This window comes from Streptomyces sp. NPDC093018, assembly GCF_040684035.1.
In the GTDB taxonomy this organism is placed as follows: Bacteria; Actinomycetota; Actinomycetes; order Streptomycetales; family Streptomycetaceae; genus Streptomyces; species Streptomyces murinus.
On the sequence record NZ_JBFBFF010000019.1, the window covers coordinates 17,253 to 33,789 of the forward strand.

Here is a 16,537-nt window from a genome sequence, read left to right on the forward strand (position 1 = left end):
GCGCGGGCGCGAAAAACGGGCCGCACCTCGCGAAGGCGCGACCCGTCTGCTGGTGGCCGTCAGCGGACTTCCGTGATCTCCGGACCCCGCTGCAGCTGTCCCATGCCCCCGGAGAACCGCGAACCCTCCTCCTGCTGGACCCCCTCGGGAACCATCTGGGCGTCGTTCGGCAGCTTGAGGACGATCGGGTCGCGGGGCGCCATCGGGCCCTCGCCGCGGACCACGACCGTGTCCCGGAAGATCTGCTCAAGGAGCCCGGCGGCCTGCGGCTGCACCGCGCCCTGACCGGAGATCACACCGCGCAGGAACCAGCGGGGGCCGTCGACACCGACGAACCGCACCACCTGGAAGCCGCCCGTGCCGTCCGGCAGCTGCACCGGCACCTGGGCCCGCAGCTCCCAGCCGAGCGGACCCTCGACCTCGTCGATGATGCCGCCCTGCTGGGTGATCCCGGCCCCGATCTCCTCGCGGACCTCGCCCCAGATGCCCTCGCGCTTGGGTGCGGCGAAGGCCTGGAGCTGGACGGCGCTGTCATTCAGGACGACGGTGGCGGCCACGATCGCGTCACCCGCGACCTCGACCCGCAGCTCCATGCCGTCCACGCCCGGCACGAACAGACCGCCGAGATCCACGCGGCCCTCGGCCGGGTCGTGCACCTCGGTGCTGTCCCACGGACCCTCGGGCCGCGGGCCGGGCTCCAGCCGGACGCGCTCGCGCTCGGCCTCCGCTTCCTCGTCCGCCTCGGTCTCGACGCTGTCGACGACCTGCTCGGCCTCGCCGGCCGCGTCCTCGGCGGCACCCTTCTTGTTGCGACGTCCGAACACGTCACTGTCCTTCCCGGTCGGATACGACCGAAGCGTATCGATTCCCACCCGTCGGGCCGCCCTCGGCGGACCGACCGCTTGTGCCGCTCTCGTCGCCCACCGCGGCATGGCCACCGGTGGACCCGAAGCCCCCTTCGGCCCGCGCCGAGCCGGGAAGCTCCGCGACCTCCTGGAAGCGGACCCTCTCGACCTGCTGGACGACCAGTTGGGCAATCCGGTCGAAGCGCTCGAACCGCACGCTCTCGCGCGGGTCGAGATTCACCACGATCACCTTGATCTCCCCACGGTACCCGGCATCAACCGTCCCTGGAGCATTCACCAGGGCGACACCGCAGCGGGCGGCGAGACCGGAACGTGGGTGCACGAAGGCCGCGTACCCCTCCGGGAGGGCGATCGACACTCCCGTGGGCAGAACGGCCCGCTCCCCGGGGGCCAGCTCGCACGCCTCGGTGGTGCGCAGATCGGCGCCGGCGTCCCCGGGGTGCTCGTACGCCGGAAGCGGTACGTCCGGATCCACGCGCCGGATCCGCACGTCCAGCGGGGGGCGGCCGGCGGGGTTCACGGGCTCCTGGGGGCTCACGGGTTCACCTCGAAGGCACGGGCCCTGCGGACCTGGTCGGGGTCGCTCATGGCGGCCTGGATCTCCTCCGGGCGGCCGTGGTCGATGAAGTGGTCGACCTTCACCTCGACGAAGAGGGCGTCGGCGCGGACGGCGACGGGCCCCTCGGGGCCGTCGAGGCGGCCGACGGCACGGGAGTAGATCTTCCGCCCGGCGACGGCGGTGACCTCGGCCGCGAGATGGAGCGTGGTGCCGACCGGAACGGGGCGCACGTAGTCGGTCTCCAGGCGTCCGGTCACGGCGACGGTCCGCAGCAGCCAGTTCAGCGAGCCCAGGGTCTCGTCCAGGGCAGTGGCCAGCACCCCGCCGTGCGCGAGGCCGGGAGCGCCCTGGTGGGCGGGCTGGACGGTGAACTCGGCGGTCAGGGCGACGCCCTCACCGGCCCGTGCCTCCAGGTGCAGCCCGTGGGGCTGCCCGGGGCCACAGCCGAAACAGTGTTCGTAGTGGGCGCCGAGAAGGTCCCCGGGTGCGGGCGCGTCGGGGTGCCGTACCGGTTTCACCGCGTCGGCTGGGGGCTGAAGGCTTGCGGAACTACCACTCACGAGCGCAGACCTTACCCGCGCGTCGGGCCATACAGGATCCCGTGCCAAGCTTGGCTCCATGCAGCACTCCGCGACCCCGTACGAAGAACGCCTCACCGCCCCCCGCTCGTGGTGGCTGATCAGCTTTCTCGTGGGCGTCTCCTTCGCCCTGATCCTGTTCCCGTTCGGCACCCTGCCGATCCTGGGCGGCCTGGTCGGCGGTACGGCCGCGGCCGCGGTGGTCGCCAGCTCGTACGGCTCTCCGCGCATCCGCGTGGTCGGCGACTCGCTGATCGCGGGCGAGGCGAAGATCCCGGTGTCGGCGCTGGGCGAGTCCGAGGTGCTGGAGCCGGAGGAGGCCCGCGCCTGGCGCACGCACAAGGCCGATGTCCGCGCGTTCCTGCTGCTGCGCGCGTACATCCCGAGGGCGCTGCGGGTGATCGTCACGGACCCCGCGGACCCGACGCCGTACCTGTACCTGTCGACGCGTGAGCCGGAGCAGCTGGCAGCGGCGATCGAGGCGGCGCGCAAGGCGAACGCCCCCACTGCGGCGGAGAGCTAGGAACCGGCTCCTCGGGAAGTCCCCCGAATGGGCCCAGGAGGGCCGGAGAGGGCCCGGGGAGGGCCCAGGGGGTCTCGGGGCGGGTCAGAGCCCCTTGTGGAAACCGCGCAGTCTCAGGGGCTTCGCAGGCTGTTCCAGGGGCGGCAGCTGCTCAAGCTCCTCCCAGGGCACCTGGATCTTGCGCAGGTCGGCGCGGACACGGGCCGCGAGTCTTCTGGTGTCCCGGCGGTTCAGGACCGCCCCGACCGCGGCGCCCACCATGAACGGCATCAGTGTGGGCATGTCCCGCACCATCCGCTTCATGATCTGCTGGCGCAGTTCGCGCTTCATGCGGCCGCCGAGGGCCGCGTCGTACGTCGACGGCTTCATCACGTCGATGCCGCGCTCCCCCGACCAGGAGGACAGATACGCGGTGCTGCGGACCTTGAGGTTGCCGGGCGGCCGGAGGCCGTAGACCTCGTGCAGTTCCGCGATGAGTTTCAGTTCGACCGCCGCGACCCCGGTGATCTCCGTGGCCAGTTCGGTCGGCAGGGCGGGCGGTACGGGCAGCATCGCCGCCGCACCGACCCCGGCCCCGATGGTCGAGGTCCCGGCCGCGGCGCCCGCCACCAGCTTGTCGGCCAGTTCCTCGGGTCCGAGACCGGGGAACTGCCTGCGCAGGGTCGCGAGGTCGCGTACGGGCACCCGCGGGGCGATGTCGATGACACGGTCCGCGAGGTACGCCAGGCCCGCCCGAGCGCGGTCACCGCTCCTGCGGGCGCCTTCCCGGGCGATGACCCGGGCTTTGCCACCGATGACCCGTGCCTGTCGCCTGGCGATGGGCACGGGTCCTCGCTTCGGCACCGGGTGGTCGGCCCGGTCCGCCGTCGGTTCGAGCGGGGCTCCCGGGTCCGGGGAGCCACGCTCGTCGTCACGCGCGCCGAGTGGGCCGTCGGGCGGCCCTTGGTCCGCTTTCCGTAGGGAGAAGCGGCGCTTCCGGGGAGGGGTCGAGCCAGTCATGGCCGACCCGTCCTCAGTCGCAGTCGCGGCAGATGGGCTGACCGTTCTTCTCTCGGGCCAGCTGGCTGCGGTGGTGGACCAGGAAGCAGCTCATGCAGGTGAACTCGTCCTGCTGCTTCGGCAGCACCCGGACGGCCAGTTCCTCGTTCGAGAGGTCTGCTCCGGGCAGTTCCAGGCCTTCGGCGGCCTCGAACTCGTCGACGTCCACCGCGGAGGTGGTCTTGTCGTTCCGCCGGGCCTTCAGCTCTTCCAAGCTGTCCGAGTCGACGTCATCGTCTGTCTTGCGTGGAGTGTCGTAGTCGGTTGCCATATCGCTCTCCCCCTCTGGGTGTCTGCGGTGTCTCCAGCGCACGTAACGCGTGAGAGGCCGGACTTGTGCCCGACCTGAGGCGGAGATTTTGCCTCACATCAAGGGCTGTTACTCAATCGACACCCAACCCGATCCCTCAAGAGTGATCGGCTTGGATGGCGGTGAGGACCGTACACGCTTCGAATACCGCACCTCAAAGGCGCCTCATCGTGTACTTCCCGTGATCAAGAGCCCTGAAAACCAGGACTTTTCAGGCTTTCTGCCCTCTGTCATGATCACTGACCGTACATGGCCGGAAATCCGCCCATGTGATCGATCACACAAACAGAAGCCCATTCAGCCCCTGGAAAATTCCGCGTGAAGCGAACATCTCCCGCGTGTGTCGACGGAATGGGCAGTGGATCACAGCGGAAGTGTCACACGCATCACGAGGCCACCGCCCTCGCGGGGTAGCGCCGTGATGTGCCCGCCGTGCGCCCTGGCCACGGACCGCACGATGGACAGGCCGAGGCCGACGCCCTTGTCGCTGCCCGTGCGCTCGGTGCGCAGCCGTCTGAAGGGCTCGAAGAGATTGTCGATCTCGTAGGCCGGCACCACCGGACCGGTGTTCGAGACGGTGAGCACCGCCTGGCCGTGCTGGACCTCGGTGTCCACCTCGACCCATCCCCCCTCGGCCACGTTGTACCGCACGGCGTTCTGTACGAGGTTCAGCGCGATGCGCTCCAGGAGCACACCGTTTCCCTGCACCACGGCCGGTGCGCGCTCGCCGCGGATCTCCACGCCCTTGGCCTCCGCCTCGGAGCGCACCTGGTCGATGGCCTGGCCCGCCACCTCGGCCAGGTCGACCGGTTTGCGCTCCACGATCTGGTTGTCGCTGCGGGCGAGCAGCAGCAGGCCCTCGACCAGCTGCTCGCTGCGCTCATTGGTGGCCAGCAGCGTCTTGCCGAGCTGCTGGAGCTCCACCGGCGCGCCCGGGTCGGAGAGGTGGACCTCCAGGAGCGTGCGGTTGATCGCGAGCGGGGTGCGCAGTTCGTGCGAGGCGTTGCCGACGAAGCGCTGCTGGGCGGTGAAGGCCCGCTGGAGGCGCTCCAGCATCTCGTCGAAGGTGTCCGCCAGCTCCTTGAGCTCGTCGTCCGGGCCGTCCAGCTCGATCCGGCGGGACAGGTCGGAGCCGGCCACCGCGCGGGCGGTGCGGGTGATCCGGCCGAGCGGGGACAGCACCCGGCCGGCCATCGCGTAACCGAACGCGAAGGCGATCACGGCGAGGCCCAGCAGGGCCAGCAGCGAGCGGCTGAGCAGGTTGTCCAGGGCGACCTGGCGCTGGTGGTCCACGCACTGGCTGATCGTGTTGTTGAAGTCGGCCAGCGGCAGGCTGGTGGTGTTGATCGCGGGGCAGTTGTCGCTGGAGACCTTCAGTTCCTGGAAGCTGACGATCTTGAACAGCGGCTGGTTGCCGGTGCTGATGGCCTGTGCGGCGAGCAGGTAGATGATCGACAGCAGCAGGATGCCGGCGATCAGGAACATGCCGCCGTACAGCAGCGTGAGCCGTATGCGGATCGTGGGCCGCAGCCAGGGGAAGGGCGGCTGGGGGCGCCGGGGGTCCCAGGTGGGCTTCGGGGGCGCCTGCGGGGGCGCGGGGGTGGTGGCCATGGTCGATCAGATCCGGTAGCCGGAGCCGGGCACGGTGACGATGACGGGGGGCTCGCCGAGTTTGCGGCGCAGGGTCATGACCGTCACCCGGACCACATTGGTGAACGGGTCGGTGTTCTCGTCCCAGGCCTTCTCCAGCAGCTGTTCCGCCGAGACGACCGCGCCCTCGCTGCGCATCAGCACCTCCAGGACCGCGAACTCCTTGGGCGCGAGCTGGACCTCCTTGCCGTCGCGGAAGACTTCGCGACGGTTGGGGTCGAGCTTGATGCCGGCCCGCTCCAGGACCGGCGGCAGGGGCACGCTGGTGCGGCGGCCCAGGGCGCGCACCCGGGCGATCAGCTCGCTGAACGCGAACGGCTTGGGCAGATAGTCGTCGGCACCGATCTCCAGGCCCTCGACCCGGTCGCTGACGTCTCCGGAGGCCGTGAGCATCAGCACCCGGGTGGGCATGCCCAGCTCGACGATCCTGCGGCAGACGTCGTCGCCGTGCACGAGCGGGAGGTCGCGGTCGAGGACGACCACGTCGTAGTCGTTGACGCCGATGCGTTCCAGGGCGGCCGCACCGTCGTACACGACGTCGACGGCCATGGCCTCCCGGCGCAGTCCGGTGGCCACCGCATCGGCGAGCAGCTGCTCGTCCTCGACGACGAGTACGCGCACGTCCCTTGTCCTTCCTGTGTCCACCCGCGTAGCGCTCCGGGGCGCCGGCGCGGGCAGGGGTGTTCGTGGAGTGTGACCTCCATCCTGCCCTTTTCGGCCATAAGTCGGCTGTAAGCGGGGTCCGGCCGCAGGAAGGGGCGCCCCGGGCGGGAATACGAGATTTTCTGCACCGGTGAGGTTTCCGGGAACGGGAGCGGGGGGAGGACGGGTTTTACACCCCGCGATCACGCTCTGCATGTGCCGCAGCACCATGCGGTACCTCACGATCCGCTTGTGCAGAGCGGGCGCGGGTGTCCGGCACCGTAGCCGCGCCCGGCCGGGCGCGCCGGGCACCTGCGGGAGACGTGATCGTCCTTTCCCACCCGGCACACCCCCGTGCCACCGACCCACCGACCCTGGACGAGGGGGCGCAGCATGGACGCTTTCACCGCAGGACTTCTCCAGCGCATAAAGACGACCGAGTCCGACCTGTCGCGGGCCCGCGACGAGGGCGACGACTTCCTCGTGGAGGTGGAGCAGGCAGAGCTGGACGACCTGCGCCGCCTCGCCGCCGAACACGGTGTGGAGGTCGGCGCGACCCGCGTCTGATCCCGTCCGAGCGCACCGGCGCGACACCGGCACGCGAAGGGACCCCGGCGAATCCAGCGCCGGGGTCCCTTCGCGTCGTGCGGGGGCGATCTCGCCGGGTCGTCCGGAGGCCGTCAGTCGTGCCAGGCCCCGAAGTCCTCCAGCAGCCCCTGGAGCGGCTCGAAGACGCCCGGGGTACCCGCCAGCGTCAGTTCCCGTGAGAGGCGCTGTGCGGGCCGTCCACCGGTCAGCGCGCCCGCCTCCCGGGCGATGAGGTCCCCCGCGGCGTAGTCCCACGGGTTCAGTCCGCGCTCGTAGTAGCCGTCGAGCCGGCCGCAGGCCACGTCGCACAGGTCGATGGCCGCGGAGCCGCCCCGCCGGATGTCCCTGACCAGCGGGATGAGCCGGGCGGCCACCTCGGCCTGGTGGGTGCGCACCTCGGTGACGTAGTTGAAGCCGGTGGAGACCAGCGCCTGGTCCAGCGGGGGCGCGGGGCGGCAGGCGAGCGCCCGTTCGCCCTCCCACGCGCCGGTGACCCAGGCGCCGCCGCCGCGTACCGCGTGGTACGTCTCGCCGCGCATCGGGGCCGCGACGACCCCGGCGACGGTCTCGCCGTCCTGCTCGGCGGCGATGGACACCGCCCAGGTCGGCAGGCCGTAGAGGTAGTTCACGGTGCCGTCGAGCGGGTCGATCACCCAGCGCACACCGCTGGTGCCGGCGGCGGAGGCGCCCTCCTCGCCGAGGAAGCCGTCGTCGGGGCGCTGTCCGGCGATCAGATCGGTGATCAGCTTCTCGGCCGCGATGTCCATCTCGGTGACGACGTCGATCGGGCTGGACTTGGTCCGCGCCACGGCGAGATCGGCCGGGCGGCCGTCCCGCAGCAGCTCGCCGGCGCGGCGGGCGGCCTCCTGGGCCAGCCGCAGCAGGTCCCGGTGCAGGGCCTCGGTCACGGGTCTCCTCACGCGTAGGGGCTGTCGGCGCCCGCGGCGGCCGGGCGGGGCGCCCGGGACGGGCAGCAGCCGACGGGACAGACGTTGTGGCTCGCGCCCAGGGTGCCCAGGGCGCAGGGGGTGATGTCCTGGCCGCGCTCGGTGGCGGCGCGCTCCAGGATCAGTTCGCGCACGGCGGCCGCGAACCGGGGGTCGGCGCCCACGGTGGCCGAGCGGCGCACCGGCAGGCCCAGTTCCGCGGCCTTCTCGGTGGCCTCGGTGTCGAGGTCGTACAGGACCTCCATGTGGTCGGAGACGAAGCCGATGGGGGCCATGACGACCGCGGGGACGCCGGCCGCGTGCCGCTCCTCCAGGTGGTCGCAGATGTCGGGCTCCAGCCACGGGATGTGCGGGGCGCCGGAGCGGGACTGGTAGACGAGGCGCCAGGGGTGGTCCACGCCGGTGCGCTCGCGGACGGCGTCGGCGATCAGCTGGGCCACGTCCAGGTGTTCCTCGACGTAGGCGCCGCCCTCGCCGTGGGCCGCCACGGGGCCGGAGGTGTCGGCGGCGGCCGTGGGGATGGAGTGGGTGCTGAAGGCGATGTGGGCGCCGTCGCGGACGTCCTCGGGGAGGTCGGCGAGGGAGCGCAGCACGCCGTCGATCATCGGTTCGACGAAGCCGGGGTGGTTGAAGTAGTGCCGCAGCTTGTCGACCTCGGGGAGCTCCAGGCCCTCGGCCTCCAGGGCTGCCAGCGCGTCGGCGAGGTTCTCGCGGTACTGGCGGCAGCCCGAGTAGGAGGCGTAGGCGCTGGTGGCGAGGACCAGGATGCGGCGACGCCCGTCGGCGACCATCTCGCGCAGGGTGTCGGTCAGGTACGGCGCCCAGTTGCGGTTGCCCCAGTACACCGGCAGGTCCAGGCCGTGCCCGGCGAAGTCCTCGCGCAGTGCCTCCAGGAGGGCGCGGTTCTGGCCGTTGATGGGGCTGACCCCGCCGAACCGGAAGTAGTGCTTCCCGACTTCCTTCAGGCGTTCTTTCGGGATGCCGCGCCCGTGTGTGACGTTCTCCAGGAACGGGACCACGTCGTCGGGGCCCTCGGGGCCGCCGAAGGAGAGCAGGAGCAGGGCGTCGTAGGGAGTGGCATCGAGCGCGTCTGGCATGTCTCGATCCTGCCACCCGGTACCGACAGCCCGGCAACCGCGGGATGAAGAGTCGAGATCCGGTGGGTTTATGCCGAAATTTCCCCAGCCGAAATCGTGTGCACTTAGGGTCACCTAACTCGTAAGCTGTATCCACCGCATTCGCGCCTTACCGGAACCGCCTCGGAGACCACGTGCCCAGCCCCTACAGAGCCCTCTTCGACGTGCCCGGCACCAAGGCCTTCTCGGCCGCGGGGCTCCTCGGCCGGATGCCGCTGTCCATGATGGGCATCGGCGTGGTCACGATGATCTCCCAGCTCACCGGGCGCTACGGGCTCGCCGGCGCGCTGTCGGCCACCATCGCGCTGTCCGCCGCGGTGCTCGGACCGCAGGTCTCCCGGCTGGTGGACCGGCACGGGCAGAGCCGGGTGCTGCGGCCCGCGACCCTGGTGGCCCTCGTCGCGGCCGCCGGGCTGCTGCTGGCCGCGCATTTCCGGTGGCCGGACTGGGTGCTGTTCGCCTGCGCCGCCGGGATCGGCGCGGTGCCGAGCCTGGGCGCGATGATCCGGGCCCGCTGGGCCGCCCTGTACCGAGGCACGCCCAAGCTGCACACCGCCTACTCGTTCGAGTCGGTCATGGACGAGATCTGCTTCGTCTTCGGGCCGATCATCTCCATCGGCCTGTGCACGGTCTGGTTCCCGGAGGCGGGCCCGCTGCTCGCCGCCGTCTTCCTGGCGGCCGGGGTCTGCTGGCTGACCGCCCTGCGCGCCACCGAACCCGCGCCGCACCCCCGCGAGCGGCACGGCGGGGGCGGCACCGCGCTGCGTTCGAAGGGTCTCCAGGTGCTGGTGGCGACCTTCGTGGCGACCGGCGCGATCTTCGGCTCGGTGGACGTGGTCACGGTCGCCTTCGCCGACGAACGCGGCCACAAGGGCGCCGCGAGCGTGGTGCTCGCCCTGTACGCGGCCGGCTCGTGTGCGGCGGGCGCGGTCTTCGGGCTGCTGCGCCTGGCCGGGGCGGCGGAGCGCCGCTGGCTGCTGGGCGTGGCCGCCATGGCCGTGAGTATGATCCCCCTCCTACTGGTCGGAAACCTGCCGCTTCTGGCCGTGGCGCTGTTCGTTGCGGGGCTGTCCATCGCACCGACGATGATCACGACGATGTCCCTCATCGAAGAGCACGTACCTCGCGCGCAGCTCACCGAGGGCATGACCTGGGTGAGCACCGGCCTCGCGGTCGGCGTGGCGCTCGGCTCCTCGCTGGCCGGTTCGGTGATCGACGCCGCCGGGGCGCGTGCCGGGTACGGGGTCCCGGTGCTCTCCGGGGCCGTCGCGGTCGTGGTCGGTTTCCTCGGGTACCGCCGGCTGCGCAGGCCGGCCGCGGGTCGGGGAGGAACCGTTGAGCAGCACAGCGAGCGGGAAGACGAGCGGCGCGAACAGCACATGGCGTAACTGGGGCGGGAACGTCGCGGCCCGGCCCGCCCGGCAGGTCGCTCCGGTCTCGGTGGAGGAACTGGCCGAGGCGGTGCGCCGGGCACGGGAGGACGGGCTGCCGGTGAAGGCCGTCGGCACCGGGCACTCCTTCACCTCGATCGCCGCCACCGACGGCGTGTTGATACGTCCTCAACTGTTGACGGGCATACGCAACATTGACCGGGACTCCATGACGGTCACGGTCGAGGCGGGCACCCCGCTCAAGCGACTCAACACGGTGCTGGCGCGCGAGGGGCTGTCGCTCACCAACATGGGCGACATCATGGAGCAGACGGTCTCCGGAGCCACCAGCACCGGCACCCATGGCACGGGCCGTGACTCCGCCTCCATCGCCGCCCAGATCAAGGGCCTCGAACTCGTCACGGCGGACGGCTCGGTGCTCAGCTGCTCCGCGACCGAGAACCCCGAGGTCTTCGCCGCCGCCCGCCTCGGGCTCGGCGCGCTCGGCATCGTCACCGCGATCACCTTCACCGTGGAACCGCTGTTCCTGCTGACCGCGCGCGAGGAGCCGATGTCCCTCGACCGGGTCCTCGCCGAGTTCGATCAACTCTGGGCGGAGAACGAGCACTTCGAGTTCTACTGGTTCCCGCACACCGGGAACACCAACACCAAGCGCAACAACCGCAGCGCGGGCCCCGAGCAGCCCGTCGGGCAGCTGGCCGGGTGGTTCGAGGACGAGTTCCTCTCCAACGGCCTCTTCCAGGCGACCCAGTGGGTCGGCCGGGCCGCGCCCGCGAGCATCCCGGGGATCGCGAGGATCTCCAGCAGGGTGCTGTCCGCGCGGACGTACACCGACATCCCTTACAAGGTCTTCACCTCGCCGCGCCGGGTGCGCTTCGTGGAGATGGAGTACGCCGTTCCGCGCGCGGCCCTGGTGGAGACGCTGCGCGAGCTGAAGGCGATGGTCGAGCGCTCGGGGCTGCGCATCAGCTTCCCGGTGGAGGTGCGCACCGCCCCGGCCGACGACATCACCCTGTCCACCGCCTCGGGCCGGGACAGCGCCTACATCGCCGTCCATATGTACCGGGGCACGCCGTACCAGTCGTACTTCACCGCCGCCGAGCGGATCTTCACCGCGCACGAGGGGCGGCCGCACTGGGGCAAGGTGCACACCCGGGACGCGGAGTACTTCGCGCGGGTGTATCCGCGGTTCGCCGAGTTCACGGCGTTGCGGGACCGTCTCGACCCGGATCGGCTGTTCCGGAACGACTACTTGCGGAGGATGCTGGGGTCGTAGGCGCGTCGGCGGAACCGCTGGGCGTGGGGGCCGGCGTGGCCCGGCCTCCGTCCGTCCGCCCGTCCGGCGAGGCGCTCGGGGAGGGCGTCGCGGAGTCCGTCGTACCGCTCTCGGAGCCGGAACCCGAGCCGGAACCCGTGCCCGAGCCGGAGCCCGACCCCGTGTCCGGGGTGGCGCCGCCGTCCGACGAGGCGCCGTCGCCCGAGGGGACATGCGAGGGAAGCTGACCGGGGTCATCCGTTCGGTGGACGGTGGATTTCCGGCCGCCGACCGCGTCGCCGACCGTCGTACCGGAGCCGCCGCTGAAGCTGCTGCCGGACGCCAGTTCGTACGTCGTGATGCCGCCCATGGTCACCCCGAACACGAGAGCGGCCGCGATCACCGGCCGCCGCCAGCTCTTGACCCGCGCGCGGTAGACGGTGCCCGCGGAGAACTCGCCCTCGGCGGGCGGCCCCGGCGCCGGAAAGACCTCGGCCGGCGTCTTGGCGACCCGCAGCTGCTCCCCGGTGCGCCGGAAGAAGTGCTGGAAGAGGGTGCCGCCGCAGGTGGCGATCACGCTGACGAGACCGGCGCCGAGGATCGTGCCGTACACGCCGAAGGAGGAGGCCAGCTTCGCCGCGATGACCGCCGCCAGGGCGCTGCCCGCCACCTGCGGGACGTTCAGGTCGATCCGCTTCCGCTCCGCATCGGGTGTTTCACGCATACCCGGAACTTGCCTGCCTTTCCCGTACTTGATCGACATCGAGGTACCGACTGCACGAGATAGGGACGTATGCGCGAAACCATTAGTTCCGTTTCTGGGGATTGCGTGAACTTCGCCACGTTCATGATCCACAAAACCGGTTGCGCACGGCTCGGACGCGCCCCTTGCCAGAAGTTGGGCGGCGCGCCAATCCACGTACGTGGCCCGAATGGAGTACTGTTGCGAGCCCTGGGTCCGGCCTCCCACCAGGGTGTCCGCGGCCACCAAGGACCGCCGGGAGGGGGCTAGTTGCACAGGGTGACGGACTTTGTCACTTAGCGTGGCGAACTGGTAACCGTGCCATAACGGCGTTCCAGGGCCCGTGCCCGACACGCCGGGCAACTCGGCAAGGTTGTGGCAGGCTGCACCCGGGCAGGCCACACTCGACTAGCGGAAGCAGCGACGCACGTGACGTCGGCAGGCACCACCCGGGAGGTCCCCATGCCCGAACTGCGTGTCGTGGCCGTCTCGAATGACGGCACACGGCTGGTGCTGAAAGCTGCCGACGCAACGGAGTACACGCTTCCGATCGACGAGCGGCTGCGCGCCGCCGTGCGCGGCGACCGGCCACGGCTCGGCCAGATCGAGATCGAGGTCGAGAGCCATCTGCGCCCCCGTGACATCCAGGCGCGGATACGAGCCGGTGCCACGGCGGAAGAGGTCGCACAGCTCGCGGGCATCCCCGTCGACCGGGTGCGGCGCTTCGAGGGTCCGGTGCTGGCCGAACGCGCCTTCATGGCCGAGCGCGCCCGCAAGACCCCGGTCCGCCGCCCCGGCGAGAACTCGGGGCCGCTGCTCGGCGAGGCCGTCCAGGAACGGCTGTTGCTGCGCGGCGCCGAGAAGGACACCGTGCAGTGGGACTCCTGGCGCCGCGACGACGGCACCTGGGAGGTGCTGCTCGTCTACCGGGTCGCCGGTGAACCGCACTCGGCGAGCTGGACGTACGACCCGCCCCGGCGGCTGGTCCAGGCCGTGGACGACGAGGCGCGCTCGCTGATCGGCGAGTCCGACGATCTCGCCGTACCGGAGCCGAGCTTCCCGTTCGTCCCGCGCATCGCCCGGCTGCCGCGCGAGCGTTCGATGGACCGCGCCCTCGACCGGCAGACCGAGCGGGAGCGGCCGAGCCTGCCCGCGCAGTCGTCCGAGCCCGCCGAGGAGATGACCGGCGAACGGGACTCGCTGACCAGCCTGTTGGAGGCGGTGCCCTCCTTCCGCGGCGACATGGTGGTGCCCGAGCGCACCCCGGAGACCCCGGACGAGCCCGACGAGGAAGCCGCCGTGGAGGAGCCCCCGGCGCCCGCCGCCTCGGCCGGCTCGGCCTACGCGGACGTCCTCATGCCCCGCTCGGTCGGCAGCCACCGCGACCGGCTGACCGGCGCCACGGACCGCCAGGCCGAGGCCGACGGGGTCCGCCCCGGCCGCCGCGCGGCCGTCCCGAGCTGGGACGAGATCGTGTTCGGCACCCGGCGCAAGAAGCAGGAGTAGACCGTCGTACGACGCCAAGAGGGGCGGAACACCCAGGTGTTCCGCCCCTCTTGGCGCTGCCGTGGCCGCTACTGCGGGTCGGCGCCCACCGCCACCGGCCGGGACGGGTCCGCGGACCACTCCGACCACGAACCGACGTACAGGGCCGCCGGGATGCCCGCCACCGCGAGCGCCAGCACCTCATGGGCGCCGGACACGCCCGAGCCGCAGTAGACGCCCACCGGCGCGTCGGAGGAGACGCCGAGGGCCTTGAAGCGGTCCTTCAGCTCGACCGCGGGCAGGAACCGGCCGTCGGGGCCCACGTTCTCCGTCGTCGGCGCCGAGACCGCGCCGGGGATGTGCCCGCCGACCCGGTCCACGGGCTCCACCTCGCCCCGGTACCGCTCCCCCGCGCGGGCGTCCAGCAGCACACCCGTACGGGCCAGTTCGGCGGCTCCGTCCGCGTCCAGAAGGCCGGCCGCGTCCGGCGCGGGCACGAAGTCGCCCGCGTCCGGGACGGGCGCCCCGGTGGCCAACTCCCCCGTCCAGGACGGCAACCCGCCGTCGAGGACCCGCACGTCCGGGTGACCCGTCCAGTGCAGCATCCACCACGTGCGGGCGGCGGCCCAGCCCTGCCCGCCGTCGTACACGACGACCGGACGGCTCGCCGACACGCCCGCGCGGCGCATGGCGGCGCCGAACTCCGCGAGGTCCGGCAGCGGATGGCGGCCGCGCCCGCCCGGCGCCCCGGCCAACTCCCGGTCCAGGTCGACGAAGACCGCGCCGGGGATGTGCCCGGCCGCGTGCTCGGCCCGGCCGTCGAAGGGCGGGGCGCCCGCCGCCTTCGCCAGGCTCAACTGCCAGCGCACGTCCAGCAGGACCGGCGGCGCCTCGCCGGCGAGCGCCTCGGCGAGTTCGGGTGCGGTGATGATGACTGTCATGGCGCCATGCATACGCCAGGGGTGGCCGCCGCGTCCAGGTCCCGCTACTCTGCTCGGCCGGGCAGGCTCGATCACGAACCGTAGGGGATCGGGCACATGCCGTACGCCCGGCGGACATCAGTCGGACAGCAGTCGGACATCGTCAGGAAGCGGCGAAAGACGTCAGCCCAGGCATTCTTCCGGAAGACACCGCCGGACCGGCGGCGCGGCGACACGCCAGGGCCGCGCGACCGTGGAGGATGCGGACACACCCCTACGGGCGTACGCGCCGGCGGCGTGCACACACCTGCCGGAGGAGCGGAAGCGACACGGCCGCCGCACAAGGCGGCCGGGGAGAGAGTGATCGATGACCGAGGCACGGGAGTCGGCCGGTCCGCAGGCGCTGCGCGCGCCCGGCACACCCTGCTGGGTGAGTCTGATGGCGCACCGGCTCACCGCCACCGAGGAGTTCTACGGGGAGCTGTTCGGCTGGGAGTTCCGGCCGGGCCCGCAGCAGCTCGGCCCGTATGTGCGGGCGTTGCTCGACGGGCGCGAGGTGGCCGGCATGGGCCAGCTGCCGCCGGAGAACCGGCTGCCGATCGCCTGGACGCCCTATCTCGCCTCGGACGACGTGGACCGCACGGCGGAGGCGGTACGGCTGTGCGGCGGCACGGTGGCGGTCGGCCCGCTGGACGCGGCCGAGGCCGGGCGGCTGGCCATCGCGGCGGATCCCTCGGGCGCGGTGTTCGGCATCTGGCAGGCGCCCGCGCATCTGGCCCCGGCGATCACCGGGGTACCGGGCGCGCCCGCGTGGAACGAGCTGATCACGTTTGAGACCGAGAGCGTCGCCAAGTTCTACGCCAGCGTGTTCGGTTACGAGACGGAGCCGGTGGTGTCCGCGGGGTTCGACTATGTGACCCTGTGCGTCGACGGGCGCCCGGTGGCCGGGCTGCACGGTGTGGGCCATGGGCTGCCCCGGGACCAGGGGCCGTACTGGGGGACCTATTTCGAGGTGGCCGACACCGCGGAGACGCTGCGTCAGGTGACGGGGCTCGGCGGCCGGATCGTCCGCCCGGCCCATGACGGCCCGCACGGGCGGATGGCCACGGTGGCGGACCCGGAGGGCGCGGTGTTCTCGGTGGTCCAGGATCCGCGCTGACGGCTTATCGCCGGCCGCGCACCGCGACCGGCGGGCAGCGGGTGGGATCCCGGTGGGCTCAGGAGGACGAGACGGGCAGCACGTCCGGGGAGAGGGCCGCCGCGCGGGCCGTCGCGGCGGTCATCCGGCGCCGGTGGTGGCGGCGGCACAGCACCTCGTAACCGACCTCGCCCGCCGCCTGGTTGACGTCCCCGACGACGACCTGGGCGCCCTCGACCACCATCTCGCCGCCGACCGTACGGGCGTTGTGCGTGGCGCGGGCTCCGCACCAGCACAGCGCCTCCACCTGGAGCACCTCGACGCGGTCGGCCAGCTCCACGAGCCGCTGGGAGCCGGGGAAGAGCTTCGAGCGGAAGTCGGTGGTGATGCCGAAGGCGAAGACGTCCACGCCGAGGTCGTCCACCACGCGGGCCAGCTGGTCGATCTGCACGGGCGCGAGGAACTGCGCCTCGTCCGCGATCACATAGTCGATCCGGCCGCCCTGCGAGAGGTGGTCCACGATGTACACATAGAGGTCCTGGGCGTCGGCGACCTCCACCGCGTCGGTGACCAGACCGAGGCGCGAGGACAGCTTGCCCGCGCCCGCGCGGTCGTTACGGGTGAATATCATCCCGGCGAGGCCCCGCGCGGAGCGGTTGTGCTCGATCTGCAGAGCCAGCGTCGACTTCCCGCAGTCCATCGTTCCGGAGAAGAACACCAGCTCGGGCATGAGGAGTTGAGCACCTTTCGGCGAGGGGGGGGAACAGCG

Annotated in this window: 18 protein-coding genes; 6 read left to right on the forward strand and 12 right to left on the reverse strand. The window is 71.8% G+C overall.

Features of this window, described 5'->3' with window-relative positions; all coding sequences use genetic code 11:
- Positions 1 to 59: 59 nt before the first annotated feature.
- From AB0N90_RS31425 to AB0N90_RS31435, 3 genes are read right to left on the reverse strand one after another with little or no spacing between them, the layout of a single operon-like run.
- Positions 60 to 824: a DUF3710 domain-containing protein gene (locus tag AB0N90_RS31425; RefSeq protein WP_361677850.1), complete on the reverse strand. Its 765-nt coding sequence runs from the start codon at positions 822 to 824 to the stop codon at positions 60 to 62.
- Position 825: 1 nt separating this feature from the next.
- Entirely contained in the window at positions 826 to 1,404 is a 579-nt protein-coding gene (dut, locus tag AB0N90_RS31430) for a dUTP diphosphatase (protein ID WP_365202352.1), read from the reverse strand.
- Positions 1,401 to 1,985 carry a PaaI family thioesterase gene (locus tag AB0N90_RS31435; protein WP_365202353.1) on the reverse strand — a complete coding sequence of 195 codons (585 nt, stop codon included), beginning with the start codon at positions 1,983 to 1,985 and terminating at the stop codon, positions 1,401 to 1,403. The genes dut and AB0N90_RS31435 overlap by 4 nt, the downstream gene beginning before the upstream one ends.
- Positions 1,986 to 2,043: 58 nt before the next feature.
- On the opposite strand from AB0N90_RS31435, the gene AB0N90_RS31440 reads away from it, so the two are divergent.
- Positions 2,044 to 2,526, forward strand: coding sequence for a DUF3093 domain-containing protein (locus AB0N90_RS31440; protein WP_365202355.1), 483 nt, complete (start codon positions 2,044 to 2,046; stop codon positions 2,524 to 2,526).
- A gap of 84 nt (positions 2,527 to 2,610) precedes the next feature.
- Here the strand turns inward: AB0N90_RS31440 and AB0N90_RS31445 are convergent, their stop codons facing one another.
- The 4 genes from AB0N90_RS31445 to AB0N90_RS31460 all read right to left on the reverse strand — a co-directional run bounded on the left by AB0N90_RS31445 (position 2,611) and on the right by AB0N90_RS31460 (position 6,145).
- A complete protein-coding gene (locus AB0N90_RS31445) occupies positions 2,611 to 3,525 on the reverse strand; it encodes a hypothetical protein (protein ID WP_365202357.1) in 915 nt (304 codons plus the stop codon).
- Positions 3,526 to 3,538: 13 nt separating this feature from the next.
- Complete coding sequence (locus AB0N90_RS31450; protein WP_037654155.1) at positions 3,539 to 3,835, reverse strand: DUF4193 domain-containing protein; 297 nt, start codon at positions 3,833 to 3,835, stop codon at positions 3,539 to 3,541.
- 402 nt (positions 3,836 to 4,237) lie between these two features.
- The gene (locus tag AB0N90_RS31455) at positions 4,238 to 5,485 is read right to left on the reverse strand and encodes a HAMP domain-containing sensor histidine kinase (protein ID WP_365202359.1); all 1,248 of its coding nucleotides are present in this window, start codon (positions 5,483 to 5,485) and stop codon (positions 4,238 to 4,240) included.
- 6 nt (positions 5,486 to 5,491) lie between these two features.
- Positions 5,492 to 6,145, reverse strand: a complete 654-nt coding sequence (locus tag AB0N90_RS31460; protein WP_007387794.1) for a response regulator transcription factor — start codon at positions 6,143 to 6,145, stop codon at positions 5,492 to 5,494.
- 414 nt (positions 6,146 to 6,559) lie between these two features.
- On the opposite strand from AB0N90_RS31460, the gene AB0N90_RS31465 reads away from it, so the two are divergent.
- Entirely contained in the window at positions 6,560 to 6,733 is a 174-nt protein-coding gene (locus AB0N90_RS31465; protein WP_164932606.1) for a hypothetical protein, read from the forward strand.
- A 113-nt stretch (positions 6,734 to 6,846) separates the two neighbouring features.
- Here AB0N90_RS31465 and AB0N90_RS31470 read toward each other — a convergent pair whose 3' ends face one another.
- Together AB0N90_RS31470 and AB0N90_RS31475 are read right to left on the reverse strand one after the other, a co-directional pair.
- A complete protein-coding gene (locus tag AB0N90_RS31470; protein ID WP_365202361.1) occupies positions 6,847 to 7,662 on the reverse strand; it encodes an inositol monophosphatase family protein in 816 nt (271 codons plus the stop codon).
- An 8-nt stretch (positions 7,663 to 7,670) separates the two neighbouring features.
- Positions 7,671 to 8,798, reverse strand: a complete 1,128-nt coding sequence (locus tag AB0N90_RS31475; protein WP_365202363.1) for a ferrochelatase — start codon at positions 8,796 to 8,798, stop codon at positions 7,671 to 7,673.
- A gap of 173 nt (positions 8,799 to 8,971) precedes the next feature.
- On the opposite strand from AB0N90_RS31475, the gene AB0N90_RS31480 reads away from it, so the two are divergent.
- Together AB0N90_RS31480 and AB0N90_RS31485 are read left to right on the forward strand one after the other, a co-directional pair.
- Complete coding sequence (locus AB0N90_RS31480) at positions 8,972 to 10,225, forward strand: MFS transporter (protein ID WP_361677828.1); 1,254 nt, start codon at positions 8,972 to 8,974, stop codon at positions 10,223 to 10,225.
- A complete protein-coding gene (locus AB0N90_RS31485) occupies positions 10,173 to 11,504 on the forward strand; it encodes a D-arabinono-1,4-lactone oxidase (RefSeq protein WP_365202366.1) in 1,332 nt (443 codons plus the stop codon). The genes AB0N90_RS31480 and AB0N90_RS31485 overlap by 53 nt, the downstream gene beginning before the upstream one ends.
- On the opposite strand, the gene AB0N90_RS31490 is transcribed toward AB0N90_RS31485, so the two are convergent.
- Positions 11,428 to 12,207: a hypothetical protein gene (locus AB0N90_RS31490; protein WP_365202368.1), complete on the reverse strand. Its 780-nt coding sequence runs from the start codon at positions 12,205 to 12,207 to the stop codon at positions 11,428 to 11,430. The two genes, AB0N90_RS31485 and AB0N90_RS31490, sit on opposite strands and share 77 nt — an antisense overlap.
- Before the next feature lie 480 nt (positions 12,208 to 12,687).
- Between AB0N90_RS31490 and sepH the strand changes: the two genes are divergently transcribed.
- Positions 12,688 to 13,731: a septation protein SepH gene (gene sepH / locus AB0N90_RS31495; protein WP_361677819.1), complete on the forward strand. Its 1,044-nt coding sequence runs from the start codon at positions 12,688 to 12,690 to the stop codon at positions 13,729 to 13,731.
- A 68-nt stretch (positions 13,732 to 13,799) separates the two neighbouring features.
- On the opposite strand, the gene AB0N90_RS31500 is transcribed toward sepH, so the two are convergent.
- Positions 13,800 to 14,651 (reverse strand): sulfurtransferase, encoded by an 852-nt coding sequence (locus AB0N90_RS31500; protein ID WP_365202369.1) that lies wholly within the window; start codon positions 14,649 to 14,651, stop codon positions 13,800 to 13,802.
- A 346-nt stretch (positions 14,652 to 14,997) separates the two neighbouring features.
- Between AB0N90_RS31500 and AB0N90_RS31505 the strand changes: the two genes are divergently transcribed.
- Complete coding sequence (locus tag AB0N90_RS31505; RefSeq protein ID WP_365202371.1) at positions 14,998 to 15,789, forward strand: VOC family protein; 792 nt, start codon at positions 14,998 to 15,000, stop codon at positions 15,787 to 15,789.
- Between the two features lie 58 nt (positions 15,790 to 15,847).
- Here the strand turns inward: AB0N90_RS31505 and AB0N90_RS31510 are convergent, their stop codons facing one another.
- The gene (locus AB0N90_RS31510) at positions 15,848 to 16,498 is read right to left on the reverse strand and encodes a thymidine kinase (RefSeq protein ID WP_085566940.1); all 651 of its coding nucleotides are present in this window, start codon (positions 16,496 to 16,498) and stop codon (positions 15,848 to 15,850) included.
- Positions 16,499 to 16,537 lie beyond the last annotated feature (39 nt).